We start from the raw sequence: 16,877 nt of genomic DNA, 5'->3' as shown, positions 1-16,877 counted from the left end.
CCGATGAGCGAGACGGACAAAGAACAGCCGGCGGCGCTGGCGCGCGAGTGGGCGCGGCTGCGCGGCGATTTCTGGGATCTTGGCATGCTCAGCTGGATTCCCGTCGTGCTGTGCGGCATGCTGTGGCTGATTTTTTCCGCCGGCATCGCGCGCGACTTGCCCATCGTCGTCATCGACAATGACAATTCCGCCCTGTCGCGGCAACTGACGCGCTGGCTCGACGCCTCGCCGGGGATGAGCGTGGCGGCGAAAGTGGCGTCCAGCGACGATGCCTTGCATCACATCCGCGAACGCACGGCCTTCGGCTACCTCGTGATCCCCGGTGATTTTGAAAAACAGTTGCTGGGCGGCCGGCAAGCCACCGTGCAATGGTTGTACAACGCGCAATTTTCCTCGCACGCGGGCGCCTTGCTGCGCGACGTGCGCACGGTCAGCACCACCTTGTCGGCCGGCATCGAGATGACGGCCAGGAGCAAGAAGGGCATGTCGACGGTGCAGGCGGCGGCCCAGTTCGAGCCTGTCCGCACCACCCTGAACAGCCTGTACAACGACAACATCAGCTATGAAGCATTCCTTACCCTGGCGCTGATGCCGGCCATGCTGCAGATTTTCATCGTCGTCGCCGTCGTCACCTCCATCGGGCGAGAGTTGCGCGACGGCACCGTGCCGCAGTGGCTGGCCTCGGCAAACGGCAGCTGGCTGCGCGCCGTCGGCGCCAAGCTGCTGTTTCCCTTGCTTGCCTATGTTGCGCTGGCGCTGCTGTATCTGCTGTTCTTCAGCCTGGCGCGGGGCTGGGCCGTGGCGGGCAGCTTGCCGGCCCTGCTGCTGAGCATGTTGCTGCTGGTGCTTGCCTACTGCGGCCTGGCCACCCTGCTGATCGGCGCCACCTTGTCCCTGCGCCTGGCGCTGTCGGGCGCGGCCTTCATCACGGCGCCGGCCTTCGCATTTGCGGGACAGGCTTTCCCGCTGCTGTCGATGCCGCCGCTGGCGCGCGCCTGGGCCGAAGCCTTGCCGCTCACGCATTATCTGCAGCTGCAAACGAAATACTGGCTGGCCGGCGCGCCATGGCGCTATGGCGTCCAGGAAATGCTGATACTGGCCGGTATCGCCATCGGCTGCGGCGCCGTGGGCCTGTTGCTGCTGGCGCGCCGCGCGAATGGGCCCGATGCATGGGGGCGCACATGATCTGGTCCGCCTTTCTCGCCACCTGGCGCGCCATGCTGACGGACAAGGGCGCGCTGACCTTGCTGTTTGTCGGCGGCATCATTTACTCGTTTTTTTACCCCTTGCCGTATTCGACGGAAATCGTCCAGCGCGTGCCTGTGGCGGTCGTCGACCAGGACCGCAGCGCCATGTCGCGCCAGATGACGCGCTTTGCCATGGCCCATCCATCGCTGGAGGTGATTGCCGTGACGCCAGACTTGCCCGTGGCGCAAGACTTGCTGTGGCGCGAGCAGGTCATGGGCGTGCTGATCATTCCCGACGGCTTGCAGACGGACGTGCTGGCCGGCCGCGCCGCCCATGCGCAAGTGGCGGGCAATGGCTTGTATCTGATGTTGAACAAGGTGGCCCTGAATGGCCTGGCCGAAGTGGTGGGCACGGTGTCGGCCGGCATCGAATTGAAACGCCTGGGCGCGGGCACGCCATCGGCCATCCAGGCCAACCAGCAGCGCTCGCCCATCGCCTTCGATGCCGTGCCCCTGTTTAACATCAAGGAAGGCTATGGCGCCTATGTCGTGCCCGGCGTGGCGACCTTGATCGTGCAGCAGACCTTGCTGATCGGCATGACCATGCTGTTCGGCACCTGGTACCAGCGCAAGGCGTTCCCGCTGGCGCAACGGCGCACGGCGGGCGGCTACTTCGGCATGCTACTGGCGTTTGCCTCGGTGGCATTCCTCAACTGCTGCTATTTCTTCGGCTTCGTCTTCTGGTTCCAGGATTACCCGCGCGGCGGCAACTTTGGCGGCATGCTCTTGCTGCTGCTGTTGTTTTCGCTGGCGGAAGCGGCCTTCGGCATGCTGCTGGGCATGCTGTTCCGCACGCGCGAGCGGGGCACGCAGCTGATGATCGCCACCTCGATGCCCGTGCTGTTCCTGGCCGGCCTGACCTGGCCCGTGTCGTCCATGCCCGTCGTGCTGCAATGGCTGCGCTGGCTGTTGCCGTCCACGGCCGGCATCCAGGGCTTTGTTGCGCTCAATCAAATGGGTGCCTCGCTGCACGAAATCCGCCATGAAGTGGCAGGATTGCTGTGCTTGCTGCTGGCCTGCGTGGCGCTGGGCTGGTGGCGCTGGCGCAGGATGGAAGAGACGCTTGTCGATTTGAACAAGGCGTAACGGGAACGGTATGCAATAATTTCGTTTTCACATTAAATAACAACGCCAGACAAAACCGACGCGCAGCAGGTTTTGATCGGCGTCAACCAGCCATGTCCGCCTTCAACCTGTTCCAGCGCCTGTCCCAAGCCCCCACCAAGCCGAAGGCGGCGCCCGCCGCGCGCCAGTTCGACGTGGCGGACCTGTACCAGGGACCCATCGCGCTGGGCGGCGACGGCGAGGCGCAAGCGCGGCCTTTCGATGAAAAACTGCGCCAGGCCTATTTCTGGATCGTCAACCACGCCATCATCAGCCCCCATTACGACATCGAGTACAACGATGGCCCGTCGCAGACGTATGCCGTGGGCGACAGCCGGCGCACGCTCAACTTGCCGTCGGCGCAAAGCTATTCCAGTTTTATTCTGCTGCCGCTGCTGACGTTCGCCACGCGCCGAAAATGCCTGTTCGTCGGCGGTCCGGGGCGGGGCAAGACGGCCAGCGCCCTGCTGATGGGCGTGCTGGCCGGCTCCACCGTCAAGGAGGTCAAGCGCGCCATGCAGCACGGCCATCCGCAGATGACGGTGGCCGACTTGCTCGGCAATCCGCTGCCGGCCGACCTGGTCAACGCGCAAAGCATGGACGATATCCGCATCGCCTGGCGCGCCTGGCTGGGCATGCGCGTGAAAATCGTCGATGAATACAACCGCATCCCCACGCGCACGCAAAGCGCGCTGCTCACCGTCATGGGCGACAACTACGCGGAAGTGCTGAACCATATTTACGAATGCCCGGAAGCGGCCTGGTATCTGACGGCCAACGACGACCAGGGCGGCGGCACCTATCAGGTGATCGAGGCGCTGCGCGACCGGGTCGACGTGACGGTGCAGGCGCTGGCCTTCAATCCGCGCTTTTTAAGTGAATTGCTGCTGCGCGTGGAAGAAAACGTGCGCCCCGAGGAACTGGTGCCGCCCGAGATCATCTTCACGGAAGCGGAGGTCGACCAGATCGGCGCATCGATCCGCCAGGTGGCCGTGCCCGACGCCGTGCGCCGCCGCCTGGAGTTTTTCGCCAGCCAGTTCGAGCTGTTCGAGACGGCCGGCGGCCAGTTCGAATACATGACCAAGGATACGGCGCGCCTGTCCGGCGCCGACCGGGGCGCCGCGCAGGCGGCCGACAATGGGCGCGACCGCCTGAAGGACCTCGGCTGCCAGACCTTGAACGGTATCTCCGTGCGCACCCTGATGGCGCTGCTGATCTATGCCAAGGCCATGGCGTATTTTCGCGGCACCAGCGAGGTGGCGCTGGAAGACTTGCGCCAGGTGCTGCCGTTTGTGCTGCATAACAAGCTGCAGCCGGACCCGGATGCGCCCTTTTTCGCCCTGCCGGAAAACGCCGCCTACCGCAGCGACAGGCTGGGCTGGCTGCGCCGCCTGTTCGATTTGTCGAACGATGAATTCAACCGCCTGGACCTCGACCGCGATGATCCCGTCGGCGTGCTGTCGGCCGAATTCGACCTGGGCCTCGACGGCGTCAGCGAGCGCGAGACCCTGGCGCGCCTGAACCGCATCGAAAAGCTGATCGGCGAACGTACAAAAGGGCGCAAGCTGTATGGTCCCCTGTACGACGACCTGCTGAAATTGAAGTATCTGCATCAGCGCTATACGAATTACCGCAGCTGGCTGCGTTCACAATGAATTACGCGCTGAACGTCGACCATTGCCGCGGCTTTCTCGATGCGCTGGCCGTGTTGAACGGCGAGGCCAGCGACCTGTGCGCAAGCTACGAACTGCAGCGCCTGCCCGACGCGCCGGACCTGGTCACGGCGCTGGGCTTGCGCGTCGAGGATTACGCCTTGAATGTGATCGCCCCGGCGCGCGACCTGCCGGCGCCCCTGTGGCAGATCACGGTGGCGCCGTGCGGGCGCGCGCAGCTGGAACAGGTATGCCAGCGCTGGTTCTTCTCGTCGGACCACATGCAGACGGCGCCGCCCGGCCGTTTTCGCGCCTGCCTCGTCAACGCTTTCCTCGAAGCGCTGGACATGTCGCTGAGCGGATTTACGGTGCACAGCGTGAAGATGACGCAGCCGCCTGGCGTCTGGTATGCGATCCACTGGGACGAGATCGCGTTCGAGCGCGATGGCGAACGCTATCTGCTGCACTTTTCGCACAGCGATTGAGGGACGGCGATGATTTCTCCTGCCTTTGCGTCCATCCTTGCCAGCGGCCGCGCCCAGTTCAACGGCCGCGCGGCGGAAGCGCGCCGGCGTTTTCCCGCGCTCGACATGGCCGCCTTCGGCGCCTTTTTGCACGATGGCGTCGATCCGCTGGTGGCGGCGGTGGACGCTGCCGCGCCCGAGCGGGCCGGCAGCGTCACCCTGGCCGCCTACGACATGGCACTGGAACTGGTGGGCCATGGCCTGGCCGGACCGGCCGCGAAAAATCCTTTCCTGAATGGCGTGTGGCGCGCGCTGGCGCCGCAGTTTGCGCCGCTGCTGGCGACGGCTGCCGTGGACGTGCTGGGCTTGCTCAGCAACGCTGCCATCCACCTTGCGGGCGTGGCGGGCGCGCGCCCCGCGCAATGGCAGCGCGAACTGGCGGCGCTGGCGCCGCAGATCAGTGCTGTGGCTGACTTGCGCGCCGTGGGCCAGGTGCTGGCCTGGCGCGCCGGCGTCGCGCATTTCCGTCTTGGCGCGCTGGCTGCCGCCGATACCCTGCCGCCCGCGCTGGCGCTGGCCGCCTTTGGCGAACCGGGTGCGCACTGGCCGCACGTCCACGCGCAATTGCTGGCCAATCCGTGGCGCGGCAATGCCGAAGGCAGGGAGTTCGGCAGCTTCAGTGGCTTCGGTGGCGCCTTCGGCACGCCGCCGCAGGTGCGCGCCACGGCCGAGGGCTTTGTCGTGTGCAGCGGCGAACGCCATTATCTGCTGGTGGCCGATGCCTGTGGCGCCGTGCTGCATGGCGCCACGGCGGAAGAATACGCGCAGGCGTCAAGCGACGTGCCGGCGTCCGTGCGCCTTGAGGGCGCCGCCGTGCAGATCGGCGCGCGCCGCATTGAACTTGACCTGCCGGCGGGCGAGATCGCCATCGCCGCCAATGCGCATACCGTGGCCATCACGTCGCCTTACACGCATGCGATCCGCCTGCTGCCGCTCGTATGAAACCGGGCGCCGACACCGCGTTGATCGACACCTGGCGCGCCGCCTGGCCCGAGGCGCTGGCCGTGTGGAGCAAGTTCACGCGCCTGCGCGACCCGAGCCTGTGCGCCAGCCGTGTCCAGGCCAGCAAAGAAGGCTTGTCCGGCAGTTTCGCCATGATCCGCCTGCTGGACCAGAGCGTGGTGGTCGATCTGCCGCTGGTGACGGAGCTGGGCCTGGACGCCTATGCGCTGGAAATCCTCGCGCATGAAGTGGGCCACCACATCCTTGCGCCGGGCAGCGCCGGCGACCAGTTTCGCCTGCTGGCCCGCATGCGCCGCGCCTTGCCCACGCTGGAGCAGCACGCGCCCATGGTGGCCAACCTGTACACGGACCTGTTCATCAACGACCGCCTGCAGCGCCAGGCGAACCTGCGCATGGCGGACATTTACCGCAAGCTGCAGCAGGGCAGGGAGCCGGCAGCGGATGGCAAGGCCAGGGCCAGCGGCGGCGTATGGACCCTGTACATGCGCATCTATGAAAACCTGTGGCAGCTGAAAAAGGGCGAGCTGGGGGGCGCAGCGACCGGTAGTGATGCGGACGAGCGCCTGGATACGGATGCCTGGCTGGGCGCGCGTCTGATCCGCGTCTACGCGAACGACTGGATGCTGGCGGCGGGCCGCTTCGCCACCTTGCTGCTGCCTTACCTGGTGGAAGACACGGATGCCTTGAGTCCGAGCCGCTATCTGCACGACACGCGCGACGCGGCGCGCGGCTGCCAGACGTATGGCGCGCAGCAGATCGAGGATGACGAGGAGGACGGCGCCATCCATCCCGTGCACGACCAGCGCATCTCGGGCCTCGATGGCGAAGAAGCCGCCGCCGATGCGCCGGCCAGGGCGGCTGGCGGCCAGCTGCGCGAGCCGTTCGAGCTGGGCGACATCCTGAAGGCGTCGGGCGTGGACCTGAGCGACCATGAAATCGCCATCCGCTACTATCGCGAGCGGGCCTTGCCGCACCTGGTGGCGTTTCCATCGCGTCCAGCGCCCGAATCGCAGGAGCCGCAGATGGAGGGGCTGGAAGCGTGGGAAACCGGCGATCCGCTGGAAGACATCGACTGGCTGCAGTCGGTGCTGCAGTCGCCCCGGCCCGTGCCGGGCGTGACCACGGTGCGCCGCGTGTACGGCCGCGAGCCGGCACGTGCCGTGGACGCCATGCCCGTCGACCTGGACATGTATGTCGACAGCTCCGGTTCCATGCCGAATCCGCAGGCGCACACCTCTTTTCTGACCCTGGCCGGCGCCGTCATCGCGCTGTCGGCCCTGCGCGCCGGCTCGAAAGTGCAGGTGACCCTGTGGAGCGGCAAGAACGAGGTGATGCAGACGCCCGGTTTCGTGCGCGACGAAGACATGATCCTCGGCGTGCTGACGGGATTTTTTGGCGGCGGCACCTGTTTCCCCATTCACTGTCTGCGCAAGACCTATGCGGCCAGGCGCGAACGGCCCGCGCACATCCTGATGATTTCCGACGACGGCATCACCACCATGTTCGACGGCGATGAACAGGGCAACAGCGGCTGGGATATTGCCGCCAAGGCGCTGGCCCAGGGCGGCGCGGGCGGCACCATGGCCCTGAACCTGGAACGCGGCTGGGATGGCGCGGCAACCCACACGTGGCTGCAGCAAACCTATGAGGACCTGAAACGCGCGCGCCGCGAACAGGGCTGGGATATCCACGCCGTCGAGCGCTACGAGGATTTGCTGGACTTTGCGCGGGCGTTCAGCCGGCGCTACTATATAAAATCATGACATGCATACTCCCGGTCCCCACCTTGAAATCCTGACCCACCGCCTGGCCGACACCCCCGTCGAGTTCCTGGGTGAGCCGCGCATCGCCGGCGTCACCAACGCGCAGGCCGTGGCGGTGCCTGCGCTGGTCAATGATATTCTGCTGCTGCATGGCGCGCGCGCGCCTGCCGCCTCGCTGCAGGGTTTTCACGGCGCCCACGTGAAGGCGGACCGCAACCGGCTCGCGCTGGCGATGGTCCTGTGCTGGCTGCTGGCCGACGACTGGTTCATCGCCCAGCGGCTGGCGCAGCAGGACTTGCTGCAGGTGCTGGGCGAGGCGGCGCGCGAGCTGGCCGCGGCCACGCCGGCCCACCAGTTCACGCACGATCCCGAGCGGCGCGAGGAACTGGCGCGCATCGTGCTGGCGCGCCTGGGTTTCCGGCCCGCCGATGAAAGCGTGGCGCAGGCCACGGACAGGCTGTCGGCCATCAGCGGCACGGAGCGCCGCAGGCTGCTCGAAGCGAGCCGCCTGGCCGAGCAGCGCGCGCGAGAGATACGCGAAGCGCTGGCGAAGAAGGCGGCCGAGGAATCGGCCGACAAGTGGTCGCGCGAATGAGCGTGGATGCGAATCTGCCTGGCGGCGCCTGGGCATCCGACCGCGAATATTGTCCCACGCTGACGCAGGCGGGCAGGGACATGCTGGAGCGTTTGCGCAGTCACCCTTCTGCGCCCCGCTACCGCAACCGCAGCGGCAACAAGCTGCTGGCCGAAGAAGTCGACGCGCTGCGCGCCTATGAGCGCGAGGTGATGGAGGCCGGCATCGGCTGGAGCGCCGATGCGCCGCCGCCCTGGCTGGCGGATTTCCTCAGAAAGACCTATGCCGCCGTCCCCTATTACCGCGCCTGCGGTTCGCCGCCCGCGCGCCTTGTCGACGTGGCGCCCATCAGCCGCGCCGAGCTGGCGCACGACATCGCCGCCTTCGTGCCCGACGATGCGGACCTGGCGCGCATGATCAATTTCCAGACCACGGGCACCACGGGCCACCCGCTGCTGATCGCCTCGCACCCGCTGGTGGCCGGGCGCTATCTGGCTTTCCACAAGCGCGCGCTGCAGCGGTTCGGCGTGACCCTGCGGCATGGCGCGGGACAGGTGGGCATCATGCTGCTGGGGCACCAGCGCCGCTGCTTCACCTATGTCTCCGTCACGCCCACGATGGGGGAGTCGGGGCTGGCGAAGATCAACCTGCACGTGGACGACTGGCGCGACCCTGACGACCGCGCGCGCTACCTCGACGCCATGGCGCCCGAGCTGATCGCGGGCGACCCCATCTCGTTTGCCGAGCTGTTGACCCTGCCCATGGCGCACCGGCCGGCCGCGCTGCTGTCCGTGTCGATGATGCTGTTGCCGGGCATGCGCGCGCGTCTCGAAGCGGCTTTCGGCTGTCCCGTGCTCGATATCTATTCGCTCAACGAGGTGGGACCCGTGGCCGTCTATGACGAGCAGGCGGGCGGCCACGTGCTGCTGCAGCACCGGCTGTACGTGGAAATCCTCGATGCGGCTGGCCGGCCCGTGCCCGAGGGCACGCGCGGGGAGATCACGCTGACGGGCGGCTTCAATTTCTGCCTGCCCCTCGTGCGCTACCGCACGGGCGACTACGCTTCGCTGGCGCATGGTCCGCACGGCCCCGTGCTGGTGGGACTGGCGGGCCGCAGTCCCCTGCGCTACAAAACGATCCACGGCGGGTGGATCAATAATATCGACATCACGCACGCCCTGAAGCCGCTGGCCATCGCCGTGTTTGGCGTGCACCAGCAGGGCGACGCCTCCGTCGTGCTGCGCCTGGCGCCGAACGCCATGCCGCATGAGGATCAGGCGCGCGCCTTGCTGGCGCCTTTCTTTGGCGCCATCGGCGTGGAAGTCTTGCTGGCGGAAGACAAGATCATTCAATACACGTCGGATTTGCGGGAAGCGGTGGCATGACAGGATTTGCAGTGAACAAATACAAGCGCGGTCTCGTCGTGGGTAAATTCTGCCCGCTGCACCTGGGTCATGAGCTGCTGATACGGCGCGCGCTGGATGCCAGCGAAGAGCTGCTGGTGGTCAGCTACACCAAGTCCGAATTTCCAGGACTGGAACCGGCGCGCAGGGAAGGCTGGCTGCGCGCGCAATTTCCTCAGGCGGCGGTCGTGGTGCTGGACGATGCGCGCCTGGCCGCCCTGTGCGCGGCGCGCGGCCTGCCGGCACGGACCTTGCCGCATAACGATGATGATGGCGATCTCCATCGCCACTTCATGGGCTGGCTATGCTGGACGGTGCTGGAGCTGCCCGTCGATGCCGTCTTCAGCAGCGAAGAGTATGGCCCCGGCTTTGCGCAGGTGCTGCAGCGGCATTACGCGATGGGCGCGGTGGCGCATGTGAGCGTGGACCAGGCACGCAGTCTGGTGCCCGTGTCCGGCACGCAGGTGCGGCAAGACCCGCATGCGCACGGCGCCTTCCTGTCGCCGCTCGTCCGCGCCAGTTTTGTGCGGCGCGTGTGCGTGCTTGGCGGCGAGTCGAGCGGCAAGACGACCCTGGCCGCAGCGCTGGCGGCGCATTGCGACACGGGCTGGGTGGCCGAATATGGCCGCGAGCTGTGGGAAAGCCAGGACGGCATCCTGGCCTACGACGATCTGCTGATGATAGGCAGGGAGCAGCTCAGGCGCGAAGCCGCGGCCGCCGGGCAGGCGCGGCGCTGGCTGTTTTGCGATACCTCGCCCCTGACCACGTATTTTTACTGCGTCGAGATGTTTGGCAAGGCCGAGGCGGAACTGGCGCAGCTGGCCGAACATCGTTACGACCTGGTCGTGCTGTGCGCGCCCGATTTCCCGTTCATCCAGGATGGCACGCGCCGCGACGGGGATTTTCGCGCGCGCCAGCATGCGTGGTACCAGGCCGAGCTGGCGCGGCGCGGCATCGCCTTTGTCACTGTGTCCGGCACGGTGGCCGACAGGGTCAGGCAGGTGGCGCAATTGCTGTTGGCGCCGTAGGGCGGATTTGCGGCGTACGCCGCGTAATCCGGCGACATTGTGAGCGTATGTGGTGATGTCGGATTACGCTCCGCTAATCCGCCCTACGCCTCTGCGCACGCAGCGCTTACCGCAGCCAGGATCTCATCTGAAAACGCCTCATCGTCGACGGCGCGCGCCAGCGCCACGGCGCCCACCATGGCCGACAGCATGACGATGGCGTCCTGGCGCGGATTGCGCCTTTTCTGCCACGGGAAGTGCGTGGCCAGCTTGCCGATGATGGTTTTCAGGTGGAAGGTGAAGGCGGGGCGCACGGCCGGCTGCTTGCGCACGTCGCCGGCCAGCGCGGCCAGCAGGCAGCCATTGCCGGGCGCATCGCGGTGGGCCGTGCTCACATAATCGCGCACATACTGGCGCATCGCCTCCGGGCTGGCCGTGGCCGCATCGAGCGCCGCGCGCGAATGGGCCGAGCCGTGCAGGGTGCTTTCCGCCATCAGCGCTTCCTTTGAGGAGAAATGGTTGTAGAAGGGGCCATGCGTGAGTCCCGTCGCCTTCATGATCTGTCCCACGCTGACGCCGTCAAAGCCCTGTTCGCGGAACAGGCGGGCCGCTTCCGTCAGGATGCGCTGGTGTTTTTCCGCCGTCTCGGCCGCTGGATATCGCATGCTGTTCTCCCGTGAATCAATAATTTCTGTTGACATCATACATTACGTACGTCATGCTTGATATTAAATATGATGATGGTCATGTTTATTATCGGTGCCAAGCATGATACCTATCATGCTTGGACGTGATTTATTTGAAACTAGTCAACTTGCAAAGGATTTATCATGAGTACAATCAATACACAAGGCACGGCCCTCGTCACCGGCGCCTCGTCGGGCCTGGGCGCCGTGTATGCGGACCGCCTGGCCAGCCGCGGCTTTGATTTGATCCTCGTGGCGCGCCGGGTCGAGCGCCTGGGCGTGCTGGCCAAATCGCTGGCGGAAAAATACGGCGTGGCCGTGCGCGCCATGGCGGCCGATTTGTCCGCGCCGTCCGACCTGCAGCGCGTGGCCGATGAACTGGCCACCAATCCGGCCATCACCATGCTGGTGAATAATGCGGGCGCCTCGACCCTGGCGCCGGTACTCGATACCCCGAAAGCGGGGATCGCCACCATGGACAAGGTCAACGTGACGGCCGTGGCGGAGCTGAGCTATGCCGTGCTGCCGCAATTCAAGCTGCGCAACAGCGGCACCATCATCAATATCGGCTCCGTGCTGTCCTTCCACATTTTGCCGGTCAGCACGATCTACAGCGCCACCAAGGGCTATGTGATGAATTTCACGCGCGGCCTGCAGCAGGAACTGGCCGGCACGGGCATCGTGGTGCAGCTGGTGCTGCCTGCCTCGACGGCGACGGAAATCTGGGAATTGAGCGGCGTGCCGCTGGCGCAGCTGGACCAGGCCACCATCATGCGCGCGGAAGACTGCGTCGACGCGGCGCTGGCGGGCCTCGACCAGGGCGAGCTGGTGACCCTGCCCTCCGTGGAAGACAAGGAACTGTGGGAGCGTTTTGACGCGGCCCGCCTGGCCCTGTTCGCGGGCGCGATGCGCGGCAAGCCGGCATCGCGCTATGCCATCGCGGGCTGATACGCGCGCGAGCAGAAGCTACAGCGGCCGCACGGGGATGCAGATCTCGCAAGAGAATTCGCCGGTGGCCGGGTCCAGCGCCGTGGCGGCGGAAAAGCGCTCGAAGCAGGGGCGCTCATCCCATTGCAGGCCGCTGGCCGGCATCCATTCGCGGGCCATGCGCGTCCACGCTTCGGCGATGGCGCTGGACGGTCCCTTGAATTGCGCCACCGCATAGCGTCCGCCCGGCAGGGTGGTGATGCTGGCCCTGCCGCCTGGCTGGAAAGAGTCGGGTACGGCGACGCAGGCGTCGTAGCGGCATTTGTCCGGCGGCGTGAGGCTGGGATCGTCATGGCCGATGCCGTAGCAGGTCGCGTCGCCCAGTCCGTGCGATTGCATCCATGGCGCGACGGTGTCGCGCCAGAAGGCGCCGATGGCGGGACCGTAAGGGCCGATATGGCGCTGGCACGCCACGGTGGCGGGCGGCAGGTCGAGGATGGTGACTTGCATGGGACTCTCTCTGTAAAGTGAATTGGAGTGCCCATGGTGCTGGAAGTCCGGCCCGTTTTCCTGACCGGCATTGCGCAAGGCCTGATCAGGATTGCTATCTTGCCGGCGCTGGCGCATGGCCGCGAGCATGGCAGCGTTTTTCGCGGCGACGCCGGCGCGCCAGGCCGTCGGCGTGCAGCCGAACTTCAGCTTGAAGGCGCGCGCGAACGCCTCGCCGGAGCCGAAGCCCGTCGCCAGCGCGATGTCCAGTATCGCTTCGCCGGGGCGGCAGGCGAGCCGCAAGGCGGCCGTTTCCAGGCGCCGGCGGCGCGCATAGTCGCCCAGCGTTTCGCCCATCCAGGCGGCAAACACGCGGTGGAAATGGAAGCGGGAAAAATGCGCGACGTCGGCCAGCTGCGCCAGGTCCAGCGGCGTGTCCAGGTGGCGGTCGATATGGTCGAGCACGGCGTTCATGCGCCGCGCGTACTCGGCGCGGAACTGGCCGGACGCCGGCTGCACAGGGGGAGTAGGAGGGGAGGACATGCGGCCGATTATGGCATGAACTCCCCTCGCTGCGGCTTGAAAAAGGGTCTCAGGCCGCGTTCAAGGCCTGCTCCAGGTCTTCGCGCAAGTCGTCGATATGCTCGATGCCGACGGACAGGCGCAGCATGTCTTCCGAGACGCCCGCCTTGGCCAGTTCTTCGGGATTGAGCTGGCGGTGCGTGGTGGAGGCCGGGTGCGTGGCCAGCGACTTGGCGTCGCCGATGTTGACCAGGCGCGTGAACAGCTGCAGGGCGTCGAGCACGCGGGCGCCGGCCGCGCGTGGGTCTTCACCAGTTGCCAGCTTCAGGCCGAAGGACAGGATGCCCGAGGCGCGGCCGTGCATGTATTTCTTCACCAGCGCGTGGTCAGGGTGGTCTTCCAGGCCCGCGTAATTGACCCACGCGACTTTCGGATGGTTTTTCAGGTGCCTGGCCAGGGCCAGGGTGTTGTCGCAGATGCGGTCCATGCGCAGGGCCAGCGTCTCGATGCCCTGGATCAGCTGGAAGGCGCTCAGCGGCGAGATGGCGGCGCCCATATTGCGCAGCGGGACGACGCGCGCGCGGCCGATGAAGGCGGCGGGGCCGAACGCTTCCGTGTAGACGACGCCGTGGTAGGACACGTCCGGCTCGTTCAGGCGCTTGTAGCGCTCCTTGTGTTCGGCCCACGGGAACTTGCCGCTGTCGACGATGGCGCCGCCCACGGTGGTGCCGTGGCCGCCCAGGTATTTGGTCAGCGAGTGGACGACGATGTCGGCGCCATGCTCGATGGGACGGAACAGGTAGGGGCTGGGCACCGTGTTATCGACGATCAGCGGGATGCCGTGCGCGTGCGCGATCTCGGCCAGCTTGGCCACATCGGTGACGTTGCCCAGCGGGTTGCCGATCGATTCGCAGAAGATGGCCTTGGTGCGCGCGTCGATCAGCGCGGCGAAGGTCTCGGGCTGGCGCGCATCGGCGAAGCGCACCTCGATGCCGATCTGCGGCAGGGTGTGGGCAAACAGATTGTAGGTGCCGCCATACAGCTGGCTGGCGGAGATGAAATTGTCGCCCGCTTCGGCGATGGTCTGGATCGCGTAGGTAATGGCCGCCATGCCCGAAGCGACGGCCAGCGCGGCCACGCCGCCTTCCAGCGCCGCGACCCGCTTTTCCAGCACGTCCTGCGTCGGGTTCATGATGCGCGTGTAGATATTGCCGGCCACCTTCAGGTCGAACAGGTCGGCGCCATGCTGGGCGTTGTCGAAGGCGTAGGCCACCGTCTGGTAGATGGGAACGGCGGCCGCCTTGGTGGTGGGGTCTGGGGTGTAGCCGGCATGCACGGCCAGGGTTTCGATTCTCATGGTGTCTCCGGTTGCTATGGTATGCGGTGGTGAAATCCGCAGCCATTGTGCCATGAGCCACTTGCCAAGCTATCACGCTTGATAGAATATTAAGTCATAAGCTAGTGCGGTCTTGATATAAGTCATGCAGCTCCGCCAGTCCGATGAAACGTTCATGCGTGCCATGCTGGGCGCAGGCAAACGCGCCGGCGATGGCGCCACGGCGCATGGCGGCGTCCATGCCCGCACCATCGAGCCACGCCTGCAGGAAGGCGGCGACGAACGAGTCGCCGGCGCCATTCGTGTCGATCACGGGCAAGTCCAGTTGCGCGCACGGGAAGTGGCGCACCTCGTCGCTGCCGCGCTCCAGCAGGTAGGCGCCATCGGCGCCCGCCATGGCGATCACGGCCTGCGCGCGGCCGGCCGAGACAATCCCGCGCATGACGGATTCCGCGCGCGCGCCCAGCGCGGCCGTGCTGAGGAAGACCAGGTCGGCGCGCAGGGCAAAGACCTGATGGTGCGGGTTGACGCCATCCCAGTCGTGCAAATCGGTCGACACGGTGGTGCCGCACACGCGCGCGTCGTCAAACAGATCGGCCACCCAGCCCATGATGGAAAAGTGCGCGTGGCGCGCGGGGCCCAGGTAGGGCAGGTAAAACGCGGCGGGCATGCGCACGCCTTCCGGGTGGCGGCCGTCGTACAGCGACATCCGGCGCCCTTGCGGGTCGACCAGGTTGACGCTGCGCCGCGTGCCGGACGGCTCGATGATGTGCGAGAAATCGAGCTTGGCCGCCTTGTAACGCTGCAGGATGGCCGCGCCCTGCGCATCGTCGCCGATGAAATCGATGAACTTGCAGCGCAAGCCCAGCGCGTGGCAGCCGAGCGCCACGCCATTGCCCGTGTGCGCCACGTAGTCGAGGATGGGCGGCACGTGCACGGAATCGGCCACCGGCAGTTGCAGGTCGGGGACGCGCACGATGGTGTCGATGCCGGCGCCGCCGACCACTAAGATATCGTAGGTACTCATGGTGCAGTTTTCTCCAGCAGGACGGTGCCGCCCGCGTTCACCGCGACGGCGCCATCTTTGACGATGTAGGTTTGATTGGTGTAAGCGTCGCGCAGCGGGGCGCCGTCGGCGAACACGCCGTGCACCTTCAGGTCGATGGCGCCTTGCGCCTCCGGCACGGCGATGACGGCATCGTCCTGCGTCACGCGGGCGAACGCGTATGGCTTGTCGTTGATGAAGCGGTGTTCGCCGCGCGCCAGCGCCGGATGGCGCAAACGGAACTGGCCCAGCTTGCGCGCATGCGCCAGGGTGGCCGCATCGGGCGAAGTCCAGTTCATGCTTGACCGCGTCGCCTGCTGTTCGTCGCCGATGGGCGCCGCGCCAGGCTGGCGGCCGCTTTCATCGCCGTAGAACAGCTGCACGCCGCCGGGCGCCAGCAGCAGGGCGGACAAGCCGTGTTTCAACTGCTCGCGCGGGAACAGGCTGGTGTCGTGCGACGAGATGTACGACAGGATGTCGTGGCGGGGTTCATTGCCTATGCGCTTGCCCAGCAAGGTCGCATACTGGCGGTAGACGCCATCGAGCGTTTTCCAGTCGCCGCCGGCGCGGTGTTGAAAGTCGAAATTGATCATCGAGTCGAAACCCGCGTCGTGCCAGCCGCTGCGCTCGGGACCATGGCCCCACGCTTCGCCCGTCATCCAGAACGGCGCGTCGTCGATCTTCTGTTCAGGGTGGCGCGCCTTCCAGTCGGCCAGCGCATCGGTGGCGGCCGCGCGCAGGGCCAGCCAGCTGGCCGGCTCCACGTGCTTGACGGTGTCGGCGCGAAAGCCGTCGACGCCGAATTCGCGCACCCAGTCGGCCAGCCAGTGGACGAGGTAGTCGCGCACGCTGGCGCCGGGCAGGGCCACGGCGCGCGTATCCGCCTTGCGTTGCAAAATCGGCGGCAGGCCCACGGCCTTGCCGCTCTCCGTGCGGAAATCGGGCAGGTAGGCCAGCTGCATGGTGAAATCGTCCTGGCCGCCGTCGGGATAGCCGGGCAGGCCGGCGCGCACCCAGTCCGGGCCCCACCATTGCCTGAATTCGAAGTTGTTGTAGTCGAGGTAGCTGTGATAATCGCGCAAGGTGGCTGTTTCGTGGCCGGGCCACAGCACGGGCACCTTGTACTGCGCCAGGGTGCGCAGGTCCGCGTAGCCTGGATGATTGAGCACGACGTCGAACAGCACGCGGATGCCTTGCGCGTGCGCCGTGGCTATCATCTCGCGCAATTCCTCGCGCGTGCCCATGTTGGCGTCCATGGTGGTGTAGTCGAGGGCCCAGTAGCCATGGTAGGCATAGTGCCGGAATTGCTGCTTGCCGCCCACGACCCAGCCGTGGATCTGTTCGTAGGGCGCCGTGATCCACAGGGCGTTGATGCCCAGTGCTTGAAAATAGCCGGCCTTCAGCTGCTGCGTGATGCCGGCGATGTCGCCGCCGTGAAAGCTGCCGATATTGCCGCCCTCGGGGTCGGCGGCGCGGCCATAGCTGTGGTCGTTGCCGGGATTGCCGTTGGCGAAACGGTCCGTCACGGCAAAATAGACGATGGGGTTGTCGGAGAATGTTGCTGAAACCTGCTTCCCTGCCTGCGCCGAAGCGCACACAAGCAGGGCGGCCAGCGTAGTCAGGGTGCGCCGCATG

15 protein-coding genes are annotated in these 16,877 nt (G+C 66.3%); 10 read left to right on the top strand and 5 right to left on the bottom strand.

What is annotated here, in order from left to right:
* Positions 1-3: 3 nt before the first annotated feature.
* The 9 genes from YQ44_RS16540 (at position 4) to YQ44_RS16500 (ending at position 10,258) form a co-directional block, all read left to right on the top strand.
* Positions 4-1,185 (top strand): ABC transporter permease, encoded by a 1,182-nt coding sequence (locus tag YQ44_RS16540; protein ID WP_071324330.1) that lies wholly within the window; start codon positions 4-6, stop codon positions 1,183-1,185.
* Positions 1,182-2,333 (top strand): ABC transporter permease, encoded by a 1,152-nt coding sequence (locus tag YQ44_RS16535; RefSeq protein WP_083411901.1) that lies wholly within the window; start codon positions 1,182-1,184, stop codon positions 2,331-2,333. Before YQ44_RS16540 ends, YQ44_RS16535 begins: the two co-directional genes overlap by 4 nt.
* A 92-nt stretch (positions 2,334-2,425) precedes the next feature.
* Positions 2,426-4,006, top strand: a complete 1,581-nt coding sequence (locus YQ44_RS16530) for an AAA family ATPase (protein ID WP_071324328.1) — start codon at positions 2,426-2,428, stop codon at positions 4,004-4,006.
* Positions 4,003-4,488, top strand: coding sequence for a hypothetical protein (locus YQ44_RS16525; RefSeq protein WP_071324327.1), 486 nt, complete (start codon positions 4,003-4,005; stop codon positions 4,486-4,488). The genes YQ44_RS16530 and YQ44_RS16525 overlap by 4 nt, the downstream gene beginning before the upstream one ends.
* Positions 4,489-4,497: 9 nt before the next feature.
* A complete protein-coding gene (locus YQ44_RS16520) occupies positions 4,498-5,469 on the top strand; it encodes a hypothetical protein (RefSeq protein ID WP_071324326.1) in 972 nt (323 codons plus the stop codon).
* Complete coding sequence (locus YQ44_RS16515) at positions 5,466-7,253, top strand: vWA domain-containing protein (protein WP_071324325.1); 1,788 nt, start codon at positions 5,466-5,468, stop codon at positions 7,251-7,253. Before YQ44_RS16520 ends, YQ44_RS16515 begins: the two co-directional genes overlap by 4 nt.
* Position 7,254: 1 nt before the next feature.
* Positions 7,255-7,848 (top strand): hypothetical protein, encoded by a 594-nt coding sequence (locus YQ44_RS16510; protein ID WP_071324324.1) that lies wholly within the window; start codon positions 7,255-7,257, stop codon positions 7,846-7,848.
* 2 nt (positions 7,849-7,850) lie between these two features.
* Positions 7,851-9,212, top strand: a complete 1,362-nt coding sequence (locus YQ44_RS16505; protein WP_232250923.1) for a capsule biosynthesis protein CapK — start codon at positions 7,851-7,853, stop codon at positions 9,210-9,212.
* On the top strand, positions 9,209-10,258 hold the full coding sequence (locus YQ44_RS16500; protein WP_071324322.1) for an AAA family ATPase: 1,050 nt from the start codon (positions 9,209-9,211) through the stop codon (positions 10,256-10,258). Before YQ44_RS16505 ends, YQ44_RS16500 begins: the two co-directional genes overlap by 4 nt.
* An 83-nt stretch (positions 10,259-10,341) precedes the next feature.
* Here YQ44_RS16500 and YQ44_RS16495 read toward each other — a convergent pair whose 3' ends face one another.
* Positions 10,342-10,902 carry a TetR/AcrR family transcriptional regulator gene (locus YQ44_RS16495; protein ID WP_071324321.1) on the bottom strand — a complete coding sequence of 187 codons (561 nt, stop codon included), beginning with the start codon at positions 10,900-10,902 and terminating at the stop codon, positions 10,342-10,344.
* Positions 10,903-11,067: 165 nt separating this feature from the next.
* Between YQ44_RS16495 and YQ44_RS16490 the strand changes: the two genes are divergently transcribed.
* Positions 11,068-11,871 (top strand): SDR family NAD(P)-dependent oxidoreductase, encoded by an 804-nt coding sequence (locus tag YQ44_RS16490; RefSeq protein ID WP_071324320.1) that lies wholly within the window; start codon positions 11,068-11,070, stop codon positions 11,869-11,871.
* Between the two features lie 18 nt (positions 11,872-11,889).
* Here the strand turns inward: YQ44_RS16490 and YQ44_RS16485 are convergent, their stop codons facing one another.
* From YQ44_RS16485 to YQ44_RS16470, 4 genes are all read right to left on the bottom strand, one after another.
* Positions 11,890-12,882 (bottom strand): AraC family transcriptional regulator, encoded by a 993-nt coding sequence (locus YQ44_RS16485; protein WP_071324319.1) that lies wholly within the window; start codon positions 12,880-12,882, stop codon positions 11,890-11,892.
* A gap of 49 nt (positions 12,883-12,931) precedes the next feature.
* A complete protein-coding gene (locus tag YQ44_RS16480) occupies positions 12,932-14,218 on the bottom strand; it encodes an O-acetylhomoserine aminocarboxypropyltransferase/cysteine synthase family protein (protein ID WP_071324318.1) in 1,287 nt (428 codons plus the stop codon).
* A gap of 94 nt (positions 14,219-14,312) precedes the next feature.
* A complete protein-coding gene (locus YQ44_RS16475; RefSeq protein WP_071324317.1) occupies positions 14,313-15,224 on the bottom strand; it encodes a carbohydrate kinase family protein in 912 nt (303 codons plus the stop codon).
* Positions 15,221-16,876, bottom strand: coding sequence for an alpha-amylase family glycosyl hydrolase (locus YQ44_RS16470; RefSeq protein WP_071324316.1), 1,656 nt, complete (start codon positions 16,874-16,876; stop codon positions 15,221-15,223). The genes YQ44_RS16475 and YQ44_RS16470 overlap by 4 nt, the downstream gene beginning before the upstream one ends.
* Position 16,877: the final 1 nt, after the last annotated feature.

Origin of the sequence: Janthinobacterium sp. 1_2014MBL_MicDiv, from assembly GCF_001865675.1 — a bacterium.
Taxonomy (GTDB): Bacteria; Pseudomonadota; Gammaproteobacteria; order Burkholderiales; family Burkholderiaceae_D; genus Janthinobacterium.
Note: the sequence above shows the minus strand (reverse complement) of the source record. Positions and strands in the feature narration are given on the sequence as shown.

Excerpts from the sequence above, each read along its gene's own strand:
- YQ44_RS16540 (WP_071324330.1), top strand. The coding sequence starts at position 4 with ATGAGCGAGACGGACAAAGAACAGCCGGCGGCGCTGGCGCGCGAGTGG.
- YQ44_RS16515 (WP_071324325.1), top strand. The coding sequence starts at position 5,466 with ATGAAACCGGGCGCCGACACCGCGTTGATCGACACCTGGCGCGCCGCC.
- YQ44_RS16470 (WP_071324316.1), bottom strand. The coding sequence starts at position 16,876 with ATGCGGCGCACCCTGACTACGCTGGCCGCCCTGCTTGTGTGCGCTTCG.
- YQ44_RS16480 (WP_071324318.1), bottom strand. The coding sequence starts at position 14,218 with ATGAGAATCGAAACCCTGGCCGTGCATGCCGGCTACACCCCAGACCCC.
- YQ44_RS16535 (WP_083411901.1), top strand. The coding sequence starts at position 1,182 with ATGATCTGGTCCGCCTTTCTCGCCACCTGGCGCGCCATGCTGACGGAC.
- YQ44_RS16475 (WP_071324317.1), bottom strand. The coding sequence starts at position 15,224 with ATGAGTACCTACGATATCTTAGTGGTCGGCGGCGCCGGCATCGACACC.
- YQ44_RS16495 (WP_071324321.1), bottom strand. The coding sequence starts at position 10,902 with ATGCGATATCCAGCGGCCGAGACGGCGGAAAAACACCAGCGCATCCTG.
- YQ44_RS16530 (WP_071324328.1), top strand. The coding sequence starts at position 2,426 with ATGTCCGCCTTCAACCTGTTCCAGCGCCTGTCCCAAGCCCCCACCAAG.
- YQ44_RS16525 (WP_071324327.1), top strand. The coding sequence starts at position 4,003 with ATGAATTACGCGCTGAACGTCGACCATTGCCGCGGCTTTCTCGATGCG.
- YQ44_RS16500 (WP_071324322.1), top strand. The coding sequence starts at position 9,209 with ATGACAGGATTTGCAGTGAACAAATACAAGCGCGGTCTCGTCGTGGGT.
- YQ44_RS16485 (WP_071324319.1), bottom strand. The coding sequence starts at position 12,882 with ATGTCCTCCCCTCCTACTCCCCCTGTGCAGCCGGCGTCCGGCCAGTTC.
- YQ44_RS16490 (WP_071324320.1), top strand. The coding sequence starts at position 11,068 with ATGAGTACAATCAATACACAAGGCACGGCCCTCGTCACCGGCGCCTCG.
- YQ44_RS16520 (WP_071324326.1), top strand. The coding sequence starts at position 4,498 with ATGATTTCTCCTGCCTTTGCGTCCATCCTTGCCAGCGGCCGCGCCCAG.
- YQ44_RS16510 (WP_071324324.1), top strand. The coding sequence starts at position 7,255 with ATGCATACTCCCGGTCCCCACCTTGAAATCCTGACCCACCGCCTGGCC.